Here is a 23,212-nt window from a genome sequence, read left to right on the forward strand (position 1 = left end):
GGGCAGGTGGGGGAGCACGGGTGGGAGTACCGGCGCAGGCGGCCGGAGGGGGCGCGCGACGACGCAGCAGGTCGAAGCTGGCTCGGCCGTACATCTGACGCTTGAGAAGCCTGAGCTTCGTGAGTTGACCCTCGGACTGGGCGTTACTCCAGGGAGACGTCAGCGCGGCCCGGACGACATCGCCGGCTCTGTTCGAGTCCTTTCGCGAAGGTTTCCATCGCGCGCACACCGCACCTGCGAGCCTTGGTCAGCCACGCTTCAAAGGGCTGACAGGACTTCGTTGGCTCGGCTCCGCGTGCGATGCCTCGCGAGCGCACGAACAGCCACACCCATTGCTTCGGCGAGGCGAGCGCGTCGGGGCGTGTGCCCGTCGACCACCAATTGCCGCCGGGGTCGCTGCGTGCGCCGAAGCGTGGCGGAGCGGTCCGTCGCATTTGGAGCCAACGGTGGACCTGACGTGAGGTGCCACGAAAACCCTGGGCGCGAATCTCCCGCCAGAGTTCACATACACAGAGGGGCACCGCGCTATATCGTGGAGACATGCCCACCACGAAGCATCCCGGCCCGAAGGCAAAGCGCCTCAGCACGGGAACCCTCACGCCGGAGGGAGTCCCATCACTCCTGAAGCGGACCGTTCGTGGGAGGTTCGCGAAGTCGAGCACGCTCCGCGAAGCCAGGCGCTTCGCCGCGCAGCGCCTCGCCGGAGAGTGCTCGGACTGCGACATCATCCACCACGAGGGACAGCTCGTCCTCGACGAACTCTCGACCGGACGGAGACCTCGGATGGGCCTCTTGATCGTCGAGGGAGACCTCATCGTGAAGGGACGCTACGAAGACTCGCTCGACCCCGGGTCCGTCGTGGTCGTAACAGGCACCCTGCGCGCGGGGGATGTCATCACGAAGGGGTTTCTTGAGGTTCACGGGGACCTGATCGCCGAGCGGTCAATCCTTTTCATCGACAACGATGCTTGCTGCGAGGTCTTCGGAGACGTCCGTGCCCCCTTCGTCTACACGAACTACCACGCGGTGAAGGTGCATGGAGGCGTGAAGGCACGACTCGTCACGGGAGACGCGAAGCACATCCGGAGCCAGCAGAAGTACGCCTTCATCGAGGAGACAACTCGCGAGGTCCGCGAACGCCTCTCGCCCAAGCTGCTGAAGGTCTTCGCGGACGAGATGTTCGAGGACGAGGAAGGCGACGAGGCGGACCCGGATGAGCCGTGGATCGACGCCATCGACCCGGAGAAGCTCGCCGCGTTCGTCCGGCGCGGCCAATCCGTGCTGGCGGAGGCTCCGCCGAGTCGGCGGCGGAAGTGACGAGGATGGGCGCGCGGACATCTTCTTCTCGTAGAGGCCCACGGACTGCCGCTCCCAGACTCCGGGGACGCAACTCCAGAAGCTTCTGATTCAAGGCGAATGAGGTCATTGGGAAGTCCACCATGCAGACTCGGTACTTCAGGCTCAACGAAGCTGTGCAGGCCGGTGACTGGTCCCTAGGCCCCCTGATGGACGCACAGGGCAAGGAACTGGAAGACGCGACGGAGTTCACCTCGGGCCGGCCCGTCCATGCCCCTGACCTCCTGAAGCTTCGTGTTCGAGAGCAGGGGCGTCGGCGCGACTTCACCCTGGCAGGCGCCGGCAGGGTTCCCGTGGTCCACCACAGGATGGCAACCCATCTCGCGGAGTATGCCTCCCCGGAAGTTCAACTGCTGCCCGTGAGCGTCAAAGGCGGCTCAGGTGAGTACAGTGTTCTGGTGGCCACGAAACTCATCCGATGCATCGATGACAAGGCATCGAAAGAGATACAGGTCTGGAAACCAGAGGATGGGCAACCGGGCAAACCTGGCCACTATCGCAGCATCATCGGGATGCGAATTGACCCGAGGAAGGTCGGCCACTTCCAGGTGTTTCGCACCTGGGGTTGGTCCGACGCGCTCATCGTCTCGGAGCACATCAAGCAGCTCCTGGAGAACAACAAGGTCACGGGTTTGGACTTCGAGGAAGTCTAGACCGGAGTGGGAAGAGCCACGCGAGCTGCCTCTAGCAGCGACGAGACAGGAGCGCACGCTGCGGCTGGATGGGGCCGGGTTGCTCAAGCAGGAGTTTCGCGCTGGACGTCTTCGCCTGCGGCAGGTGTAGAGGCAGGCGCCGGGTGCTGGCGTATCTGACGGCTCCCAGTGGGGTGCGTGCCATCCTGGAGCACCTGGGACTGCCCACGCGGCCTGGGAGACTGGCCCCAGCACGGGGGCCACTCCAGAGCGCGTGGTGTTGAGCGCCAGGCCGCAGTGGCCCCCATGCCCAAGCCCCCTGCCGCGCCCCTGAGGGAAGCGCGGCCTGAGCGGGCGTGTGCCCCATGAGGGCTGCACGGCTTCTCCACCGGCCAGGCGCACAGCTCGGCGGCACCCGTCAGCGTCCCTCTTCGGCACCTCTGCTCCAGCCCCCACCCTCAACAGGCCTTCTATTCGCCCTATGCGTGGCAACAGTCATGGATGGGCTGCAGATCTTCCGCGAAGAAGCCCTGCCACACCCGCTGCCCCCCGCAGGAAGTGGGGCTGGGGCTGACGCTTTCGTGCAGGGGAGGCCGTCCGCGCTCGTCGACGGTGGCTCCATGTCTCCGACAGATGGAAGGACCGTGCGGGGCGGAAGCATTCTGGACACGTGCTCAAGGCCGTGCCGAGACTCGTTCTGGTAGTGAATACATCCATGCACGGAGTCACAGTGAAACTGTCACTTGTATCTCGTCCGGCGTGCTGGGGAGCGTTGACCACGCTCTCTCTGCTGGTGCTCATCCTGGTTGCCCCCGCGGCCCAGGCGGCCTGCCAGGTCGACTGCACCAACTGCATCAACAAGGCGGAGGGTTTTCCCATGCGCCTTCCGTGGGCCACCGGGGGGAACATCACCATTGCCCAGGCCTATGGCTCGGGTTGGCACTGCGCCAAGGATTTCTACTCGCTCGACTTCTACCTGCCCCTGGGCACTTCGGTATACCCCGTAGCACCCGGCCGCATCTTCCAAACCGGCAACCTCGGCGATTACGGCAACTACGTCATGGTCGATCATCAGAACGGCTATCAATCACTGTATGCCCACCTGAGAGCCCCGGTCACGCTGGCCAATGGCACGCTTGTAGGCACCAGCAGCGTCATCGGCTCCGTGGGCTCGAGTGGCACCACGGAGGTCCACCTGCACCTGACCCTGTATCAGGGCGCCCGGTGGCCAGGAGACGCGCAGGCCGTGGGAGTCGTCCCCGAGACGATGGGCGACTGTCTTCGGAACGGCTCGCTCTCCTGCTATGGCTTGGTGAGCGGGAACACGGTGACGAAGACGCCAGCCTGTGATGCGCAGTCGCAGTGCGCCCAGTGCATCCTCTCGGTGCGCAACGATATCCTCACCCACTACCAAAGCGCGGGGTGGAACACGCAGTGCCAGAACTGGGACGCCATCGTCAACAACTGGTGCGGCCCTTCGATGGAACCCTCGGCGTGCGCGGCCCTCCGCGGCAACCAGTGCGACACGCTCTGCTCGAACTGGGAGCCTCCTCCCTCCTTGCTGAACGTCGACATCGAGACGACGTCTGCCAGCCAGCACGGGTACATCCAATCCTGGGGCCCCCGAGGCGCCTGGGCGTTCCATACATCCTACCCCAAATCCAACAACGGGGATCTGGGAAGCAAGTTCGGGTATTACTCAGCGGGCACCACCGAGACGGTGGGGCAGTTGCTCAGCGCCCGCTTCAAAGCCAACACCCGATACGTCTTCGCCAGCCGGGCCTCTGGCGGAGCGGACAACCTGGGAACCATTCCCTACCAGATTGGATACGCGAACATCGATAACAGCCTGGGAAGCTTCGTCGCCCTGAGCACCCAGGCCATCAGCGTCGACGGAGCCACCGGCTGGGTGCCGACGCAGGGGGTTACCTACATTACGCCAGCCTCCGGGGGGCCCATCGGCAAGCAGATCATCGTGCGTCTGGGCGATTACAACGCAGGGGGTCGCAGTGACATCTGGTACGACAACTTCATCCTGACGGTGAGCGCCCCCTGAAGGACGGAGCGCCACCCAGCATCACTCAGCGCTCGCTGGCGGAAACGCGCTGGCGAGCCTGCCACCCGCGGGGTGCGCTAGCACCGAAGCGCACGCCGCGCCCCTGACGAATCGTGTGGGCGCCTGCGCGCCCGGCGTTCCTGGAGGGATTCTCCCTGCACGCCAGATCCACCCCGGTCGAACCTCACCAGATTCCAGGGTGTCTGAGCGTCACCCGGCCGGTGGGGCGTCTGTCCTCGGTCGGGAAGACGCGGCCTTCAGAACGTGTTGGGGGCCCCGAGTCCATGCTTTGGTGGACACCCCTTTTCGTCGGGAGAACCCCCTTTCATGCGTAACCTCTTCTTCGCCAGCGCGGGTGTGGCCGCGCTCGTCTCCTCCGGCTGTGCGACGACGTCCCCGGAGGCCCGCCCCGAAGTCGCCGCGCCGGCCCCCACGAGCGAGGCCGCCGCGCCGGGTGCAGCCCGGACTGCCCTGCCGGGGAAGTGGTCCGGCCCGTACGGCGGCGTGCCTCCCTTCGCCCAGGTGAAGGTGGACACCTTCAAGCTCGCAATCTCCGCGGCGATGGACGCGTACCGCCGGGAGCTGGACGCCATCGTCAGCAACCCCGCCGCGCCCGACTTCGAGAACACGCTGGCCGCGCTGGAGGACGCGGGCCGGACGTACGCCAAAGAGAGGACGCTCTACGGCATCTGGGGCTCGTCGCTGAGCAGCCCGGAGTTCCAGGCCGTGGAGCGGGAGATGGCGCCCCGCTTCGCCGCCTTCGAGGACGAAGTCTTCCAGAACGAGGGCCTCTTCCGCCGCATCGAAGCCGTCTACCAGTCCCCCGACAAGGCGAAGCTGACGCCGGAGCAGCAGCGCCTGGCGTGGCTGCACCACACGCGCTTCGTGCGCTCCGGCGCGAAGCTGGACGCGGCGGCCAAGGCGCGGATGGGCGCCATCAACCAGCGCCTGGCGTCGCTCTACACGTCCTTCAGCCAGCACGTGCTCGGTGACGAGGAGGGCTACACCGTCGTCCTGGAGTCCGAGGCGGACCTGGCGGGCCTGCCGGACTCCGTGCGCGCGGGCGCCGCCGCCGCGGCCGAGGCGCGGGGGCAGAAGGGCAAGTGGATCATCACCAACACGCGCTCCTCCATGGAGCCGTTCCTGACCTATTCGTCGCGCCGCGACCTGCGCGAGAAGGTCTGGCGCAACTACGTCAACCGGGGCGACAACGGGGATGCGCGCGACAACAACGCCATCATCCCGGAGGTCCTCAAGCTGCGCGCCGAGCGCGCGAAGCTCCTGGGCTACGCCACGCACGCGCACTGGCGCCTGGAGAACGCCATGGCCCGGACGCCCGAGCGCGCCATGGAGCTGATGGAGGCGGTGTGGAAGCCCGCCGTGGCCCGTGTCCGCGAGGAGGTGGTGGACATGCAAAAAGTGGCTGACAAGGAGCGCGCAAAGCTGAAGATCGAGCCCTGGGACTACCGCTTCTACGCGGAGAAGGTCCGCAAGGCGAAGTACGACCTGGACCAGAACGAGGTGAAGCCCTACCTCCAACTGGAGAAGCTGCGCGAGGGCATGTTCTGGGTGGCCGGTGAGCTGTTCGGCTTCGCCTTCACGCCGGTGACGGACGTGCCCGTCTACCATCCGGATGTCCGTGTCTGGGAGGTGAAGGACCAGGCCTCCGGCCGTCACGTGGGCCTGTGGTACTTCGACCCGTACGCGCGGCCGGGCAAGCGCTCCGGCGCGTGGATGAACGCGTACCGCAACCAGGAGCGGTTCAAGGGTGAGGTGACGACCCTCGTCTCCAACAACTCCAACTTCGTGAAGGGCGCGCCCGGCGAGCCGGTGCTCATCTCCTGGGAGGATGCGAGCACGCTGTTCCACGAGTTCGGCCACGCGCTGCACGGCCTCAGCTCGTCGGTGTCGTATCCGTCGCTGGCCGGCACCAGCGTCGCGCGCGACTACGTGGAGTTCCCCTCGCAGCTCCTGGAGCACTGGCTGTCCACGCCCCAGGTGCTCAACACCTTCGCGCTGCACTACCAGACGGGCAAGCCCATCCCCCCGGCGCTGGTGGCGCGCATCGAGAAGGCCGCGACGTTCAATCAGGGCTTCGGCACGGTGGAGTACCTGTCCTCCGCGCTGGTGGACATGAAGCTGCACCTGGCGGGCGACGTGAGCATCGACGCGGATGCCTTCGAGCGCGACACGCTCAAGGCGCTGGGCATGCCCAGGGAAATCGTGATGCGCCATCGCACGCCGCAGTTCGGCCACGTCTTCGCGAGCGATGGCTACTCGGCGGGCTACTACAGCTACCTGTGGTCCGACACGCTGACGGCGGACGCCTTCGAGGGCTTCACCGAGGGCAAGGGCGCGTACGACAAGGCGGTGGCGGAGAAGCTGCGCAAGAGCGTCTTCTCCGTGGGCAACACCGTGGACCCGGCGGAGGGCTACCGCGCGTTCCGCGGCCGCGACGCCGGCATCAACGCGCTGATGCGCAAGCGCGGCTTCCCGGTGCCCGCCGCCGCGCAGACGAAGTCGCAGCCCTGAATCCCTTGGGGTTCAGGGGCTTGAACACGAAGGCCTCGCGATATTCATCGCGAGGCCCTTGTTGAACAAAAAGGCCCTGCCGGTTGGCAGGGCAGTCGAGGCAGTGGCACACGCCGACGCGGTACGGCCGTCCCGGCGCGACGATGCGGACGCTGCCGCACAGGCAGCCGACGGTGAAGCGCTCGGGTCCTTCCACGGTCATCCCGCTTTGCGACGGAAGTGGAGCGCCTGCACGCCGGACTTGAACCGCTGCGTCGATAGGAGCTCGAGATGCCGCGCACTCGACAGGCCATGAAACAACGTCGGCCCGCGGCCACTGATGATGGGATGAACGACGAGGCGGTACTCGTCGATGAGCCCCAACTCCTCGAGCGCAGCCGCGAGCTTGGGCGCTCCGACGAGGACACCCCGCTCGGTCTTCGCTTTCAGCGCCGAGATCGCCTCGCGAAGGTCACCCTCCACCTTGATCGTGTTCTGCCACGGAAAGTCGCTCCGCGAGCCCGACACGACGTACTTCGCCTTCGCCTCGAGCTTCTGTGCCCACTCGCGCATCGCGCGCGGCGCCTTTTCGTCGCGTGCCACCGCGGGCCAGGCTCCCTCCATCAGCTCGTAGGTGTTGCGCCCGAAGAGCATCGCCCCGCTCTGATCCATGAGCTGCGTCCAATAGTCGTGCAGCTCGTCGTCCGCGATGCCCTGGGTGTGATCGATGCACCCGTCCAAAGTTACGTTGAGACCGAAGGTGAGGAGGTTCATGGCGTGGGATTCTACGAAAAGCGCGCCTAGCGCGCAGCAGCCCGAGCCACCGACGCAATGCCCGTCAGGCGCCTGCGCGTCTTTCGGTGCGCCGCGCGCGAAGCACGCGGCGCACCGATTCTCCTACCGAAACCGCGCTGAAATCAGAGCACGCCGCCCCATCGCGGTATCGCGGACAGCGACTTAGAGTCCGTTGGGGACCACGGTCACGGTGCCGGAGCCCCTGTTGGTCAGGATGAGATCGGCGTACCCATCCGCGTCCATGTCCGCGGTGGCGATGGCGTTGAGGCCAGGCGAGGCGCCGGTCGTGACGACGGTGCCCGCGGTGAAGCCTCCGTTGCCGTTGCCGGTCATCGGGCGGACGCCGCCCGAGGCCGCTGTCACGAGGATGTAGGCGTCGAGCTTGCCATCGCCGTTGAAGTCACCGGCCACGACGCCCAGCGCCGAGTTGGCGGCCGTATTGGTCGCGGCGGTTGACTGAGCGCCGCTCGCGAAGGTGCCGTTGCCGTTGCCTCTGAAGTAGAAGAGGAACCGGCCGGCCGCGCCGTTCGAGAGGATGTCGAGCGTGCCGTCGCCGTTGGCGTCGCCGAAGGCGATGCCCGCTGTCTGGCCGCTGGCGGAATTGCTGTAGGCGACGGGTGCGGCGAACGTGCCGTCTCCCTGGTTGATGAGGACCGACAGGCGTGCGCTGGCGGGGCTCGTCACCACGATGTCGGAGAAGCCATCGCCATTCAGGTCACGGCAGGCGATGGTCGACTGAGCGCCGCCGGTGCTCTGGATGCCGATGAACGTGGGCGCGCCGAAGTTGCCCGCGCCGGTGCCGAACAGCACGCTCACCTGGTTCTGGGTCACGCTTGTCGTGGCGATGTCAGCCACCCCGTTGGAATCGAAGTCTCCGGTGCAGAGGTGGACGGAGCCCGGGGTGCCCGTGGTGAAGCTCGTCGGCGCGCCGAAGGTCCCGGGCGCGCTCGAGCCCAGGTTCTTGTAGACGCTGATGTTTCCGTTGATGAGGGGCAGGTTGGTCTGGCCGTTGACGGTGACGGCGTCGAGCCACCCGTCGCCGTCCACGTCCACGGCCACCACCGCGTTGCTGGAGAGCGAGGCGCTCCCGTAGTTGACCTCCGACTGGACGCTGGCGTCGCCATTCCCCAGGAAGACGGAGAGCGAGCCAGAGGGAGTCTGGGTCGACCCGGATTCGGCATTGGCCACCAGGATGTCGAGCTTGCCGTCGCCATTCACATCGGCGACCGCCGGGGCCAGCGGGCTGTGGTTCGCGGGGGAGCTGACCGGCGTGCCGGGGACCTGTTCGGTGGGGGCGGTCTGGCAGGTGGCGTTCGAGCATATCTGTCCCGTCGAGCACACGATGCCGCAGGCGCCGCAACTGTTGGCGTCGCTCTGGAGGTTCACCTCGCAGCCGTCGGACGAGTTCGCGTTGCAGTCCGCGAGGGTGCCTGAGCAAGACTGGCAGATGTTCCCCTCGTAGGTGGGCGCGCACTTGCAGGTGTAGCTACCCACGCCGTCGATGCAGGTGCCACCGTTCAGGCAGGGGTTTGCGGCGCACTCGTCGATGTTGGTGCAGGTCACGCCGTCGCCCTCGTACCCCGCATTGCAGGCGCAGGTGAAGGAGCCTCCGCTGTTGGTGCAGGAGGCGTTTTCGTTGCAGTTGTCGGTACCGGCGGCGCACTCGTCGATGTCGGTGCAGGTCACGCCGTCGCCCGCGTACCCCGCATTGCAGGCGCAGGTGAAGGAGCCCCCGGTGTTGGTGCAGGAGGCGTTTTCGTTGCAGTTGTCGGTACCGGCGGCGCACTCGTCGATGTCGGCGCAGGTCACGCCGTCGCCCGCGTACCCCGCATTGCAGGCGCAGGTGAAGGAGCCCCCGGTGTTGGTGCAGGAGGCGTTTTCGTTGCAGTTGTCGGTACCGGCGGCGCACTCGTCGATGTCGGTACACACTGTCGGCTGTCCCGTGCAGGTGTAGCCCGGCTCCACCTGGCAGACACTGTTACAGCCGTCTCCCGAGAGTTGATTGCCGTCGTCACAGGTTTCGGCTCCCCCCATCACCCCGTCACCACAGAAGGGCCGGATGGACGTCTCCACCGCGTCCACCTGATAGATCCCTAACAACGCGCCCCGCAGGCGCACGTAGCGATAGGGGTAGGTCCCGAGGTACCTCGCCACCGCGACATGGGTCCCCAGGCCCATGTGCAGCAGGCTGGAGCCGACGTGGGTCCCATCCGCCTTCAGGAAGTCCACCTGGGCCACCAGGAACACCGACAGGCCATGGTAATAGACGCGCAGGTCGCCGGTGCCCTCCTCGCCCTGCCCCAGGTCCAGCACCAGCGCCGAGGTGAGCAGGCCCGGTATCGTCGCCCGCTGCCCGTCCGGTGCGCCCAGCGCCCTGTTCGGGTGGAGCACCGCCGGCGTGGTGCCCGGCGCCACCGCGTCCGCATACAAGTCCCACGGCGGCGCGAGCTCCTGGCTCACCTGCGTCAACGCCTCATCGCTTCCAGGCTCTGCCCCTTCGTCGAGGGGCTCCACACCGCAAGCGCCCAGTGACAAGGCCAGTGTCACGCCCAGCCCCCACGACCACAGCACACCTTGACGGCTTCGCATCTTGTTTCTCCCCCAATGAGCAGGATGGAACCCGGAATGGATCATCTCCCCCCCATGGAATGAAAGACACTATTCCTTTCTCCCTCCCGCTTTTCCAGCAATATGCAAATGGCCAGCGTCCTCTGGCGACCAGCCAGAAAGCACTTGAGAACCATGGACACAGAGTCCATGACATGCATTTGAGCGCCTCCGCGAATCGGGGGGATGAGGGGGGCACAGCGCACCTCCGACTGCGCCGGTGAGCCCCAGGAGCGTGGCCAGGCGTCAGACCTTCGAGCGGAGGTGACGCCAGCACAACCGCAAGTGCCAGTCATCATCTGTTCCCGCACGTCCGCGAAGTAGAAGGGGGCTGCTCGTGTGGCTGGAACTCTCGCGCCTGGGCTTGTCATGAACCGCCGTTACGCCTGGAACCCGAGTCCTGGCGCTATGACATATACGGGGAATCCACATGTGCCCGTCCGCCTTGGCGCTCATAAATGCAGACGCAGTGCATCTCCTTCATTCGGCGGAGGCGCCGGGGCATGTCGCGAATTGATGAGGGTCTTTAATTCAAACGACAAATGTCAGAGTGATGTGGTTGTCTCCTGTTCCCCGGAATGCCTTCCGGAAAGGAGGCACCATGCTTCGAAGCACATTGAAGTCCGCGCTGGTTGCACTGTTCATCCCCAGCCTGCTGCTCACCGCTTGCGGTGAGGGACTGGAGTCGCGTCCCGCCCTGGACCCGGAGATGGCCCGAGTGCCGGCTGGCGCCCCGGTTCGCGAGGGCTACGCCTGGAACGCCGCGAGAGGGAAGCTGGTGCCAGTGAAGTACGCCGAGGTGGATGGACTGGCCATCCTCGATGGAGACATGGTTCTCGGCACGGTGGAGGAGATGGAGGCGCGCGTGCGCGAGGTGAAGGCCCGGGGAGGTCTCGACGCCCCGGGGGTCCAGGCCCAGGGCGTGGCCATCACCGGGGCAAACTTCCGCTGGCCCAACTCCGAGGTGCCCTACACCATCGACGCGGCTGTGCCAAACCAGGCGCGAATCACGGATGCCATCAATCACTGGCAACAGCGTACGCACCTGCGCTTCGTGCAGCGCAACGTGCTCAATGCGGCGCTGTACCCGAACTACGTCAACTTCCAGACGGGCACCGGGTGCAGTGCCCACGTGGGACGGATTGGTGGCAGGCAGATGGTGTCGCTGGAGGCCGCGTGCAGCACGGGCAACATCATCCATGAAATCGGACACGCCCTGGGTCTGTGGCACGAGCAGTCGCGCGAGGACCGCAATAACTACGTGCTCATCCGGCCCGAGAACATCACCGCGGGCTATGAGCAGAACTTCAGCCAGCAGATCGCCGACGGTGACGACATCCTCGCCTATGACTACGGCTCCATCATGCACTACCCGAGGACGGCGTTCTCGAGGAATGGGCTACCCACCATCGAACCACTGGGGGGGCAGGCCATCGGGCAGCGCGATTCGCTGAGCATCACGGATGCGGCAACCGTGGCGCGTCTCTATTCGAGAACCATCTCCCTGCGTGCCTTGCGCGGCCACTACGTGGTGGCCGAGGGCGGCGGCGGCGGCGCGGTGAACGCCAATCGTGCCGCCGTGGGTGCCTGGGAGCGGTTCCAACTGGTGGACCGCAACGGCTTCGAGTTGCAGACCGGAGACCTCATCCACCTGCAGACGGCCTCAGGTAACTATGTCATGGCCGTGAACGGTGGCGGCGCGGGGGTGACAGCCACCCCCACGGCGCCTGGCAACTATGAAACCTTCCGCATCTTGAAGATAGCCGGCACGGGCCTGCTCACCATCGGCACCGGAGACACCGTGGCCCTGTCGACGAACGAACTCCTCAATCCCCGCTACCTGTATGCCGATAACGGTGGCGACGGCTCGGTGTATGCCGCCGGCGCCGCCGTGGGGCAATGGGAGCAGTTCACCATCACCTTCTACTGAGGGACGGGGTAGGGCCGAGGTGAAGTTGCCCCGGTTCCGCAGAGCGTTCCGCGCTTTCGCCCTCAAGCGGCAGCGCGGTGCGTCTTCTCGTAACCAGCGGGTGACTCGTAGTCGAGCGCGGAGTGGCGTCGGAGCGGGTTATACCAGTCCTTGATGAAGCGGAAGACGGCCCCTGGGCGATCGCCAACCAGAAGCGTTCTCGGTGCTCACGCCGCCCTACGGATGGACGACCGGGCGACGACATGGGAGGGCGTCCAGCTTGGGCAGACCGTCGACGAATCCTTGCAGCCATCGCAACTCCTCAGCTTCGAGTGTTGCGACAACCCGTTGAATCCACCCAAGACAGCCCTGTTGAGTTCGAGCGAATGGCCACAACGAAGAGGCTGGCAGCGCAACCAACCTGTCTACGCAACCGGGCCACGCCCAATGCTGCTTGAGCCCCCTTGGGGGGCACGCTCATGTGGCTGAGTAATGCACCGACGGCGACTCGCCTGGAAAGGTGGGGATCTGCTCGAGGAGCTGCTCGTCCACGAAGCACCAGGCCCAGTCCTCCCCAGGCTCGAAGGATTTGATGACCGGGTGGGAGCTGGCGTGGAAGTGCCGGGTCGCGTGGCGTGACGGCGAGTCGTCGCAGCAGCCCACGTGCCCGCAGGTCAGGCACAGCCTGAGATGGACCCATTCACCTCCGTCCCTCAGACACTCGACACATCCGTGGCCGGTGGGGTGGATGGGATCCGTCCGCTGATGCGCGGTCGCTTCCAGGTGGGAACATGCCTTCTTCATGGCTCGCGCTCCGTGTGAGGGCCTGCATCCGAGGGCCCCGGGTGTCGAACATCGGGGATATGAGAGGGCCTATCGCAATGCGTGTGGCGGCCCCTGCGTGCTGGCGCGTCGGGATTCGGACGCTCGGGTGGAAGCCAGGCAGGAATGCACCTGCGACACCACGGCCGAGCCCTCGCCGATCGCCGCGCCCACCCGCTTGACCGAGTCCGAACGCGCATCGCCGATGGCGAAGACGCCGGGCAGGGTCGTCTCCAACGCGAACGGTGCCCGCCCGATGGCCGCCCAGGCTTCCGCATGGAGTGGCTGCTCGCCGGGCGCCACGCCCGTGCGCACGAATCCCTTCGCGTCCAGCGCGACACCGCAGCCCGTGAGCCAATCCGTGGCCGGGTCCGCCCCGATGAAGAGGAAGAGATGACGCACCTCGTGCTCCTCCTCCCGCCCGCTGGGCAGGTGCCGCCAGCGCACACTCCGCAGGCCCCGTTCGTCCGAGCCGGCCAGCGCCACGACCTCCGTCTCCAGCAGCAGCTCAATGCGAGGGGATGCGGCCAGGCGCTCGACCAGGTAGCTGGACATGCTCGCGGCGAGCTCCGGGCCCCGCACGAGCACGCGAACCCGACGCGCGTGGTTCGCGAGGAATACGGCCGCCTGGCCCGCGGAGTTGCCACCGCCGACGAGCACGACCTCCTCGCCGTCGCACATGCGCGCTTCGATGGGGCTGGCCCAGTAGAAGACCCCACGGCCTTCGAACTGGGCGAGGTTCGCGAGCGCGGGGCGGCGGTAGCGTGCGCCGCTGGCCACCACCACGGTCCGCGTGCGCACCGTGCGCCCGTCGGTCAGCTCGAGCGCGAGCGACGCATCAGGGTCCGCGCAGCGCAGGGTGGCGACCTGCGCCGGAATGGCCATCTCCACGCCGAACTTCTGGGCCTGCACATAGGCGCGCGCGGTGAGGGCCTGACCGGTGATGCCCGTGGGGAAGCCCAGATAGTTCTCGATGCGTGAACTGGCGCCCGCCTGCCCTCCGAAGGCCCGCTGATCCAGGACGAGTACCCGCAGCCCCTCGGAGGCCGCGTACACGGCGGTGGAGAGCCCCGCGGGACCCGCCCCCACCACGGCAACGTCATAGTGCGTCTCGAAGGCCCCCTCCGGAAGCAGGCCGAGCGTTCGGGCAAGGGTGCTCTCCGAGGGGTTCTTCAAGACCGAGCCATCGGGGCACACCACGAGCGGAAACTCCTCCACGCGTGGCGCGTAGCGCTCGATCAGCAAGGCCGCCTCGCCCCCCTGTTCCGGGTCCAGCGCGAGATACGGGTGGCCGTTGCGCGAGAGGAAGCCCTCCAGGCGGACCCTGCCCGCGCTTTCGGGAGGGCCGACCAGGACAGGGCCGCCAGCACCGGTTTCGAGAAGGCCCACACGGCGCAGGATGAGGGCACGCATGATGCGCTCGCCGAGGTTCGCCTCCGCCACCATCAGAGCGCGCAGCCGGTGTGGGGGGATGACCAGCACCTCTACCTCGCCCACCGCGTGAGCGTCGACGAGCGAGGGGCGGCCAGAGAGCTGGGCCACCTCACCCAGGAACTGTCCCGGGCCATCCTCCACGATGAGAATGGAGTGCCCCAGGCCATCGCGCCGGGAGATGGCCACGCGGCCCCGGACGACCACGAACATCCCAGGGCCCGGTTGCCCGGCCGCGACGAGGCACTCCCCATCAGGGACGTGCCGGACCTCACCGAAGCGCAGCATGTGCTCTTGATCCCGGGCATCCAGGACGGGGAACATCTGGGAGCGGCGCGACTCGAGGTCTGGGGGCAAGGGAGCGGGAATCATGAGCGTGCCCAAAGCATGGACATGGGACGCCCAGACGACATGAACATGGGCATGGTGCACTTTCGTGCACTGAGCGTCGCCCGCTTCCGTAGAGGCGGCAGCGCTTTATCGAACCCTCTCTCACCAGGCCAGAGGGGCCGCCGATGACTCACTGTTTCATTCCTCGCCCGCGAAGGAGCCGATCAGGTCTTCGATGACGGCTCCGGCTGTTGCGTCCGTTGCGTCCGCGGTCACCCACACGAGCAGGTCGCCATTGACCGTTCCGTCGCCCTGCAGGCCTTGGGGCACGTGTGCCTTCAGCCAGTCCTCCGCGACACGCGCGTCCTTGTAGTTGTTGAACAAATAGACCGACGCCCGGATCGAACTCGCCGTCCTGCGCCGGCCGAAACCCGCCTGGGCGCCGAGGTCCTGGACAGCGGGAGTCGGCTCGGTCGGCGAGAACTCCGCGTTGCCCGCGCCATGGCGCAACAGTGCCTCGCCTCGTCGGAGAAAGGGATCGTTCAGGTTCACGGGGCTCCTTGGCGGCGGGTTGCTGGCACACGCGCACAGCAGCAGCGAGAAGAACAGCGCGAGGCGGGCAGACAGCGTGAGCAGGGGTCGCATGGGTTCATGCGATGATACCCTTGTCAGCGGGCCAGTCAGCGAGCTGAGCGATCCCCGCAATTGAGCGAGCAGATCGTCAGCCTCCTCCCTGACAGCTCCGTGCGGGGAGGAGTGGTGGGGTGCAGGAAGAGAGGCCCTGCTGGTACGCAAGGTGGCCATCAACGAAGAGCAGGTGCTGGCGTCCCTGGAGAACTTGTTCGAGGAAGACCTGCACGCAAAGAGAGTGCTGTCGCTGGCGCATGCGACGTTGGGCGTGGTGCAGGCCGCGTCCCTGTCGGTGCACGCGATTGGCCAAGCGCTGGCGTGGGCGCGAGGCGGCGTGCAGAAGCACGGCATCAAGCAGGTGGACCGGCTGCTGTCCAACGAGGCGGTGGACGTGTGGAAACTGGCGGCCTCGTGGGTGCCGTACGTGCTGGCCGAGCGCATCGACGCGCTGAAGGTGACGGTGCTGGCGGACCGGACGCCGGTGCCGGCGGTTGGTGCTGGTGCACCAGAAGGGCATGAAGGAGTCGTGGTGTCTGGCCACCAGCCTGGGCCGTGCCAGCGCGCGCCAGGTGGTGGACCTCTACTCCCGGCGCTTCTCGTGTGAGGAGACGTTCTGGGACGTCAAGGACTTGAGATTCGGCATGGGGTTGTCCGCGGTGCACGTGAAGCGTCCCGAGCGGCGCGACAGGCTGCTGCTGGTGAGCGCATTGGCTCAGGTCCTGCTGACACTGCTGGGCGCCGCCGGAGAGAGCCTCGGCATGGAGAAGGGATTGAAGGCCAACACGGCCAAGACGCGCACCTACTCGCTCTTCCGTCAGGGCTGCATGTATTACCAGGCCATCCCCATGATGAAGGAGGAGCAACTGCTTCCGCTCGTCGAGCGCTTCGCCGAACTTCTTCACCGCCACCCCATCTTCCAGGAGGCTCTCGGCTTCATATGAGGGGATGGCTCAGCTCCCCGAGGCCAGCGCCTGCTGCAAGCCGTGCCGCGCAACCGAGGGCGCGTCACCACCGACGCCCAGGGCTACTTCCGCCACGCGGGCTACCTTGCTCGCGTCGACTGAGGAGCGCTGTGAGCCCGTTTGGCAGGGCCTGCTTGCTATCCCCCCCGCCGTCCGTGCCAGTCTTGCCGGATGAACCGCGTCCTCCTGCTGGCCGGACTGTTGAGCCTCGTTGCGTGCAAGGGCACCATCGAGCCAAGCCCCAACAACGGAGGCCCCAACAACCCAGGTGAGCCTGGCGAGCCCGGCGGGAACCTGGGCGCCGCGTGCGTGGTGCAGTCGGTGCTCGCCAATCGCTGCGCCAGTTGTCACGGCGCGCTGCCGGCCCAGGGGGCGACGATGCCGCTGCGCACCCTGCACGACATGCGGGTGAGCTCGGGGATGGATGGGAGGCTCAGCAACGCCCAGCGCGCGCTCATCCGCATGCGCGACGACGCGTCTCCGATGCCGCCGGCCCCGCATGAGCGCGCGAGCGCAGCCGAGCTCGCCGCGCTCGAGACCTGGATCGGGCAGGGGATGCCCCTCTGCAGTGGCACGGGCGGCCCGCCCGTGACCGTGGTGCCCGAGCCCAACCTGCTTGATCAGTCCGCGCTCTTCAGTTGCACCGAAGGCGTGCGCTCGGATGCGCCGACGCGCATCCGCCGCATGAACCGGCGCGAGTTCACCCGCAACGTCGGTGGCTCGGTCGAGCGCAGTTGGACCGGGTTCAGCTTCTACGACAACCCGCTCGATCCCAGCGCCATCGAGCAGTACAGCTCCTGGGCCACGGACGAGACGCTGGACGAGGCCACGGTGGAGCTCTTCCTGCCGGTGGTCGGCGCGGCCGCCTCGCCGTGGACGATGAACTACCCGGACGGCAACCGGATGGAGCGTGTCTACACCAACAGCCGCTTCAACTGCATGTTCAGCGACTCGAACCCGAGCGACACCTGCAAGCGCTTCCACCTGGGCCAGATGCTCGAGTTCGGCGTCTTCTTCCGCCCGCCCACCGAGGATGAGCTCACCCGCCTCACCGCCTTCGCGACCGCGGTCATCGCGCAGGAGCCGAGCAACTCCCCGCAAAACCGCGCGGACTCCATCACGCGGATCTCCAACGCCGCGTGGATGATGACCGGCGCCATGTTCCGCCGCGAGATGGGCGGCGTGCCGGCCAACGGTCGCGTGGAGCTGACCAGCCTCGAGCTGGGCTCGCAACTGGCCTACGCGCTTGGGGGGCGCGCGCCCTCGGCCACGCCGAGCTTCGTGTGGCCGTACTACTCCGCGCCCCTCGAGGGGCATCTGGCGGACGTGGCCACCGCCGCGAAGGATGGCTCGCTCACGCAGGATGCGACGACCACCGGCCTGATCAAGAAGTACCTGGGCGGCGTCGACGCCAACCAGAACGGGACACCGCGCTTCGATCTGGTGCAGGACTACAACGAGGAGCAGCGCTCCAAGCGCGGGCAGTACTGGCTGGGTGACGGCGTCGCGGGCTTCTTCCGCGAGTGGCTCGGCTACGAGCACGTGTCCGCGGTGTTCAAGGAGTCCCCGGCGGCGACCTCGCGCTTCGATCTCGAGGGGCTCGGCTACATCAGCTCTGTCTCGTACGACAACCTGCTCACCAACTTCCATCCGCTGGAGCCGACCTTCATCCAGCAGTTCGACGATCTGATCGCGCGGGTGGTCGTCGAGGATCGGGACGTGCTGGCGAACCTGCTCACCACGCGCACCTTCTACGTGCCCTCCATGCAGAACGCGGCGTACGACTCGCATAAGGGCCTCTCGCACCCCTACAACGTCAGCGAGATCCTCCCGGCGACCGTCGCGGGCCGCTGGAAGAAGCTGCCAGACGCCGAGCGCGCGGGCGTGCTGACCCACCCGGTGTGGCTGGCCGCGCACGGCGGCAACTTCGAGGACGATCCGTCCATCGTCCACCGCGGCAAGTGGGTGCGCGAGAACCTCCTGTGCGGCTTCGTCCCGCCGCTCAGCAGCGTGCAGGTGGCAGCCCAGGTCGGCGCTCACGCTGCCGACAAGAACGCGCGCCGCCGCCTGCAGGAGGCGACCGCCGGAGCGCAGTGTCAGGGCTGTCACCGCCTGATGGAGCCGCTCGGCCTGCCCTTCGAGATCTACAACCACGCGGGCTTCCTGCGCGCGCGGGATCACTCGACCAGCGGAGGCTGGACCACGCCGGACGGAAGCTCGACACTCACGTCGATGCCGGACCCCGCGCTGGACGGCGCGGTGCGCGACGCAGTGGAGTTGAGCGAGCGCCTGGCGACGTCGCGGCACGTGAAACGCTGCTTCGTGAGACAGGCCTTCCGCTACTTCATGGCCCGTCCGGAGAACCCGAGCGACGCCTGCACGCTGACGCAGATGGAGCAGGCCTATGACCAGAACAACGGCTCGTTCTCCAAGATGCTGACCACGCTGATGACCAGCGACACCTGGAAGACGCGGCGTGTGCCGCAGGCTGGAGAGTGACTGCCATGTTCTCGCGACGAACCGTCCTGAAGGGCATGGCCGCCGGCCTCTTCGCGCCCTACTTCCACGACGTCTACGCCCAGTCGTCAGCTTTGCCGGCGCGCCTGGTGCTGGTCCTCGAGTGCAATGGCGTCTACCCCCGCGCGCTCCTGAGCACGGGCACCCGCGCGGCGCTGGGTGGACGCGCCAACACCTCCGACCGCCTCTTCTGGGACGCGTACAAGGACACGCCGCTGGTGCGTGAGGGCGACAATCTCGCCAGCGCGATCAGTCTCGGGCCGCTGGCGGCGTCTTCCGGCAACATCGACCTGGTGAACCGCTCCGCCGTGCTGCTGGGGCTCTCGAACCTCATCGCGGGCGGCGGGCACTCCAGCGGGACGGGCGGGCTGAGCTGCGCGGTGAACGGCGCGGGCGCGACCTTCGACGCGGTGATCGCACCTCGCCTGCGCCGTGGTGCACCGTTCGACGTGCTGCGCCTGGGCACCAGCTCCGCGCGCGTGTCGATCGTGTACGAGACCTGCGCGCTCGGACCCCGCAAGCCCGCGGGCATCATCGTCAACCCGTCGCTCGCGTTCGACAGCACCTTCGGCTCGCTGCTCGGCGGCTCGACGAATGGGCGCGATCGCAAGATGCTCTTCGACTTCGCGCTGGCCGACTCGCGCAAGGCGCTGGCGGAGTTCAGCGGCAACTCCAACGAGCGGCTGAAGCTGGAGCGCTACCTCTCCTCGCTCGAGTCGCTGCGCACGCGGGAGGATCAGCTCGCAGGCATGGCGGACCGCGTGCGGCCCTACCTGCCGCTTGCGCCGAAGGACAACCCGCTCATCATCGGCGCGGGTTCACCGCCCGACTCGCTGAAGTGGTTCGAGGCGCAGTTCCAGATCGCCACGGCGTCCCTCCTGGGCGGGCTGACGAACACGGTGGTGCTGGCGACGGGCACCTCGGGCTTCGACGTGGCCTACGGCCCGGACGTGGCCGACATCCCGCGACACAGCCTGCAGCACGGCCTGGATGCGGGGCAGAACTGGGAGCGCGTCGCCGAGGTCACCCGCCGCCACGTGCAACTGGTGGCGAACCTGGCGAGGACGCTGGCCGCCACGCCCGAGGTCGGCGCGAGCGGCTCGATGCTGGATCACACCGCGATCGTCTTCATGTCCGATAACGGCGAGCAGCACCACTCGACCTCGCGTGAGTGGCCGAAGCTCGTGGTGGGCGGCAACGCGCTGGGCCTGAAGACCGACGGGCGCACGGTCGTGTACCCGAAGTACGACGCGGCCCGGAACCGGCAGGTCTCCAACCTCTTCAACACGCTCGGCCACGCGTTCGGAGACGCGGACTTCAACACCTTCGGGCAGGAGGGCAGCACGCGCATCGCGCCGGGACCGCTGAGCGAGCTGTATGGCTGAGCCGCGAGAGCGGGCTGGGCGGCGGTGACGCCGCCACAGGCACCCAACAGGACGCGGCGCGGGGCCCTCCGATTGTGGAGTGCCAGCCACGCCGCTCGGATGCTGCGAAGTTCGCTCGATTCACCGCCTGACTTAAGCGGCGCCACCCAGCTCTGGGCTACGTCTGCCCGGCGGAGTACGACTCCTCCCTCAAGTGGATGGAGTCAGTCCTTCCTACCGCCCATGTCGTATTTGCTGGCGTACGGGCTGGCCCCCCCCGGTCTGCCAACCACTCCTCGAATAAATAGTCGCCCCTACATTACCCGGGAGCACCAGCCCTGCGCCTGCGCCGGTCTGATGCACACGCTCGTCCGCCTGTGCCGCAGTTCGTACTGCTCCGTCCATCGCGGCGGGACGTTAGAGGCGAAGAGAGCGGGAAAGAATGCGATGGGCAGCCAAAGCACTCCAGGGATGCACCCAATGAGCCGCCTCCCTGGCGGCCCCACTTTCGTCCAGCGCCGGTGAGAACGTGGGCGCCCCCTCCGCCACGCTGAGCACCCTCCTCCTTCAGTGCGGGAGCGACGGCCTTCCAGCCAAGGCGCGGGTCGTTCGAGCGGGTGAGGGGAACCGTGCTTGACGAGGGTCAGCACGCGGCCTGCGTCGACGCCTGGCTGGTGGACCGAGCCGCCAGGAATCTATCGACGGAGGATTTTCTCCAGCTCTTCGAGGCGGCACTCACCGTGCTGTGGAAACAGACGTTGACCACGCTCGGCGAAGTGACGCTGACCGCCATCGCCGGACGCGTTCTGCACAATGCCTCCGAGCGGTTCCCGCTCTTCGCGTCCCTCAACGTCGAGCGGGTGGGGGGGCTCCGGTTCGGAGAGCTTCGTGAGCAGGTCCACTCCGGGCACGACTCCGGGCTGAGGGAGGGCAGTCGATTCGTGCTCGTGGAGTTCCTCACCGTGCTCGGCAACCTGACCGCTGAAATCCTAACGCCGGAGCTGCATGCGGAACTCTCCAAAGTCGCACTTCCGGAGGCGGTCCGTCCACGCGTCACCGCGGGCGAGGACACAACGTCATGACGAAGAGAATCGCCATCCCGCGCCTCCAGACCGGCGTCCCCAACCTCGATGCGCTCTTCAAGGGCGGCCTGCCCAAGGGCTCCGTCACCGCCGTGTGCGGCCCCCCCGGCTCGGGCAAGACGACGCTCACCCAGCAGATCTGCTTCCACAACGCCTCGGCCGCCCACCGCGTCCTCGCCTTCAACACCCTCTCGGAGCCGACCGCGAAGACGCTGCGGCACCTCCAGCAGTTCTCGTTCTTCGACCCGAAGAAGTTCGAGGAGGGCGTCCAGTTCGTGGACCTCGGCGCCATGCTGCGGCTGAGGAGCTTCGATGCGGCGCTCGCGCTCATCATGGACAACCTCAAGCAGGTCAAGCCAGACATCGTCGTCATCGACAGCTTCAAGGCCTTTGATGACCTGGCGGCCTCCAAGGAGGAGCTCAGGATGTTCGGCTATGAGATCGCCGTGAACCTGATGGCTTGGGAGACCACCGCGCTGCTCCTCGGCGAGTACGGGCCCGCCGACTATGAGAGCAATCCGCTCTTCTCCATCGTCGACGGCCTCCTCGTCCTCTCTCAGCGCGTGTCCCAGGGCGAGCACCAGCGCTTCTTCAGAATCGTCAAGATGCGGGGGACGGACCACAGCCGGGACGAGCATCCCTTCCTCATCACCTCCAACGGCCTGGAGATGTTCGCGCCCCGCGAGGCCATCAAACGCGAGTCGATTCCGGAGGAGCCGCAGGAGCGCTGCAAGACGCACATCACCAAGCTCGACGAGATTCTCGGGCCCGGCATCCCCTGGGGGTCGAGCCTCCTGATCAGCGGCGTCGCGGGCACCGGAAAGACCGTCCTCTCTCTCGAGTTCATCTACCGGGGCGCGCTCGCGGGCGAGAAAGGCATCCTCTTCTCTTTCGAGGAGAGTGAGGAGCGCCTCCGCGCCGCCGCGAAGGGCCTCGGCTGGGAGCTCGACAGGGAGATTGAGCGCGGCATGGTGGAGATTGTCTTCATCCCCCAGCCCGACATCATGGTGGAGGCCCACCTCTTGATGATTCGTGAGCGCATCAAGGCCATGAAGGCCCGGCGCGTGGTCATCGACTCCGTCTCGGTGTTCCTGGACAAGGTGACGGACCCGCAGCTCAGCCGCGAGAAGGTCTTCCACCTCTGTAGCATCGTCCAGAACGCACAGGCCGTCGGCTTCTTTCCCACCGACATCCCCTACGGCTCCCGTCAGGTCAGCCGCATGGGCGTCGAGGAGACCGTGGTGGACGGCGTCATCATCCTCAGCTCCACGGAGGAGGGCCTGGAGCGGGAGCGCTACATCGAGGTGTACAAGCTTCGCAACACCGCTCACCTCAAGGGCCGACACGCCATGGCCATTGGCGCCGGGGGGGTCTCCATCTTCCCTCGTTACGGGGAACAACTCCGCGTGGAGGCCCCTCCCCCCGCGTTGGAGGCTTCCTCCCGGCTGGGCTCTGGCACTCCCGGGCTCGACGGGCTGATGGGCGGTGGGTTGCTCAGGCGAAGCACCACCCTCGTCTCTGGCAGCGCGGGCGTCGGCAAGAGCACCTTCGGAATCCAGTTCCTCCTGGAGGGCGCCAGGGCTGGGGAGTCGGGCCTCTATGTCTCGATGGAGGAGGGGCCCGAGCAACTGCTCGCCAGCGCCGAGGCCCTGGGTTTGCCGCTGCGCGCGCAGCTCGACGCGGGCCTCATCCAGGTGCTCTACGTCTCCCGGGAGCACCTGCGCGCGGGTCAGTTCCTCACCGTGCTGTCGGACCAGCTCAAGGCGCTCAATGCCTCACGCGTCGTGCTCGACGCCGCGACGCAACTGCTGACGGCGCACACCCCCATCGACGAGTTCCGCCACGTGCTCTACAAGCTGGTGGTCCGCTTCAAGACCCTCGGCATCACCAGCGTCCTCACGCTCGAGTCGTCCTCGCTCTCCTCCATGGAGCGAGTCACGGACCAGGGGCTCTCACCCATCGCCGACAACCTGCTCATGCTGCGCTACAGGGAAGCGGCCGGCCGGCTGGCTCCTACGCTGACGGTCGTGAAGACTCGTGGCAGTGAGCATGAGCGGCGCACCCACTTCATGACGGTCGCGCGGGGAGGGCTGCGAATCGGTGCGCCCGTGAGCGAGCTCCCGACGCCTTCCTGGGCCGCCCCCGAGGATGCCAAGCATCTGTCACAGCACGGGGATACGAGACAAGGATGAGCCCTGGTCGGCGAAA

Annotated in this window: 15 protein-coding genes and 2 pseudogenes; 10 read left to right on the forward strand and 7 right to left on the reverse strand. The window is 66.9% G+C overall.

Annotated features, from left to right (window positions below; translation table 11 throughout):
* A pseudogene (locus D7V88_RS44220) lies at nt 1-209 on the reverse strand (hypothetical protein); the annotation flags it as partial.
* 331 nt (nt 210-540) lie between these two features.
* Between D7V88_RS44220 and D7V88_RS04300 the strand changes: the two are divergent.
* The 4 genes from D7V88_RS04300 to D7V88_RS04320 all read left to right on the forward strand — a co-directional run bounded on the left by D7V88_RS04300 (nt 541) and on the right by D7V88_RS04320 (nt 6,576).
* The gene (locus D7V88_RS04300; protein WP_120539313.1) at nt 541-1,317 is read left to right on the forward strand and encodes a polymer-forming cytoskeletal protein; all 777 of its coding nucleotides are present in this window, start codon (nt 541-543) and stop codon (nt 1,315-1,317) included.
* Between the two features lie 122 nt (nt 1,318-1,439).
* Nucleotides 1,440-2,009: an imm11 family protein gene (locus D7V88_RS04305; protein ID WP_120539314.1), complete on the forward strand. Its 570-nt coding sequence runs from the start codon at nt 1,440-1,442 to the stop codon at nt 2,007-2,009.
* Nucleotides 2,010-2,760: 751 nt separating this feature from the next.
* Nucleotides 2,761-4,044, forward strand: a complete 1,284-nt coding sequence (locus D7V88_RS04315) for a M23 family metallopeptidase (RefSeq protein ID WP_158624991.1) — start codon at nt 2,761-2,763, stop codon at nt 4,042-4,044.
* Between the two features lie 327 nt (nt 4,045-4,371).
* Entirely contained in the window at nt 4,372-6,576 is a 2,205-nt protein-coding gene (locus D7V88_RS04320; protein ID WP_120539316.1) for a M3 family metallopeptidase, read from the forward strand.
* On the opposite strand, the gene D7V88_RS45645 is transcribed toward D7V88_RS04320, so the two are convergent.
* The 3 genes from D7V88_RS45645 to D7V88_RS04335 form a co-directional block, all read right to left on the reverse strand.
* Nucleotides 6,509-6,778, reverse strand: a complete 270-nt coding sequence (locus tag D7V88_RS45645) for a GFA family protein (protein WP_120539317.1) — start codon at nt 6,776-6,778, stop codon at nt 6,509-6,511. The genes D7V88_RS04320 and D7V88_RS45645 overlap by 68 nt on opposite strands.
* Nucleotides 6,775-7,329 carry a dihydrofolate reductase family protein gene (locus D7V88_RS04330; protein WP_120539318.1) on the reverse strand — a complete coding sequence of 185 codons (555 nt, stop codon included), beginning with the start codon at nt 7,327-7,329 and terminating at the stop codon, nt 6,775-6,777. Before D7V88_RS04330 ends, D7V88_RS45645 begins: the two co-directional genes overlap by 4 nt.
* 183 nt (nt 7,330-7,512) lie before the next feature.
* The gene (locus D7V88_RS04335; RefSeq protein WP_120539319.1) at nt 7,513-9,939 is read right to left on the reverse strand and encodes an FG-GAP-like repeat-containing protein; all 2,427 of its coding nucleotides are present in this window, start codon (nt 9,937-9,939) and stop codon (nt 7,513-7,515) included.
* 619 nt (nt 9,940-10,558) lie between these two features.
* On the opposite strand from D7V88_RS04335, the gene D7V88_RS04340 reads away from it, so the two are divergent.
* Nucleotides 10,559-11,887, forward strand: coding sequence for a M12 family metallopeptidase (locus tag D7V88_RS04340; RefSeq protein ID WP_208726100.1), 1,329 nt, complete (start codon nt 10,559-10,561; stop codon nt 11,885-11,887).
* 456 nt (nt 11,888-12,343) lie between these two features.
* Here D7V88_RS04340 and D7V88_RS04345 read toward each other — a convergent pair whose 3' ends face one another.
* The 3 genes from D7V88_RS04345 to D7V88_RS04355 form a co-directional block, all read right to left on the reverse strand.
* A complete protein-coding gene (locus D7V88_RS04345; RefSeq protein ID WP_120539320.1) occupies nt 12,344-12,670 on the reverse strand; it encodes a UBP-type zinc finger domain-containing protein in 327 nt (108 codons plus the stop codon).
* A 69-nt stretch (nt 12,671-12,739) separates the two neighbouring features.
* Entirely contained in the window at nt 12,740-14,476 is a 1,737-nt protein-coding gene (locus tag D7V88_RS04350) for an FAD-dependent oxidoreductase (protein ID WP_244237979.1), read from the reverse strand.
* Between the two features lie 171 nt (nt 14,477-14,647).
* The gene (locus D7V88_RS04355) at nt 14,648-15,094 is read right to left on the reverse strand and encodes a hypothetical protein (RefSeq protein ID WP_120539322.1); all 447 of its coding nucleotides are present in this window, start codon (nt 15,092-15,094) and stop codon (nt 14,648-14,650) included.
* A 151-nt stretch (nt 15,095-15,245) separates the two neighbouring features.
* Here D7V88_RS04355 and D7V88_RS04360 point away from each other — a divergent pair.
* The 5 genes and pseudogenes from D7V88_RS04360 to D7V88_RS04380 all read left to right on the forward strand — a co-directional run bounded on the left by D7V88_RS04360 (nt 15,246) and on the right by D7V88_RS04380 (nt 23,196).
* Nucleotides 15,246-16,020: pseudogene (locus D7V88_RS04360) on the forward strand (transposase family protein).
* A gap of 192 nt (nt 16,021-16,212) precedes the next feature.
* A complete protein-coding gene (locus D7V88_RS04365; protein ID WP_120539323.1) occupies nt 16,213-18,540 on the forward strand; it encodes a DUF1588 domain-containing protein in 2,328 nt (775 codons plus the stop codon).
* Nucleotides 18,541-18,545: 5 nt separating this feature from the next.
* The gene (locus D7V88_RS04370) at nt 18,546-19,943 is read left to right on the forward strand and encodes a DUF1552 domain-containing protein (protein ID WP_120539324.1); all 1,398 of its coding nucleotides are present in this window, start codon (nt 18,546-18,548) and stop codon (nt 19,941-19,943) included.
* Nucleotides 19,944-20,551: 608 nt separating this feature from the next.
* Complete coding sequence (locus D7V88_RS04375; protein WP_120539325.1) at nt 20,552-21,004, forward strand: hypothetical protein; 453 nt, start codon at nt 20,552-20,554, stop codon at nt 21,002-21,004.
* Nucleotides 21,001-23,196 (forward strand): ATPase domain-containing protein, encoded by a 2,196-nt coding sequence (locus D7V88_RS04380; protein ID WP_120539326.1) that lies wholly within the window; start codon nt 21,001-21,003, stop codon nt 23,194-23,196. The genes D7V88_RS04375 and D7V88_RS04380 overlap by 4 nt, the downstream gene beginning before the upstream one ends.
* Nucleotides 23,197-23,212: the final 16 nt, after the last annotated feature.

This window comes from Corallococcus terminator (assembly GCF_003611635.1).
In the GTDB taxonomy this organism is placed as follows: Bacteria; Myxococcota; Myxococcia; order Myxococcales; family Myxococcaceae; genus Corallococcus; species Corallococcus terminator.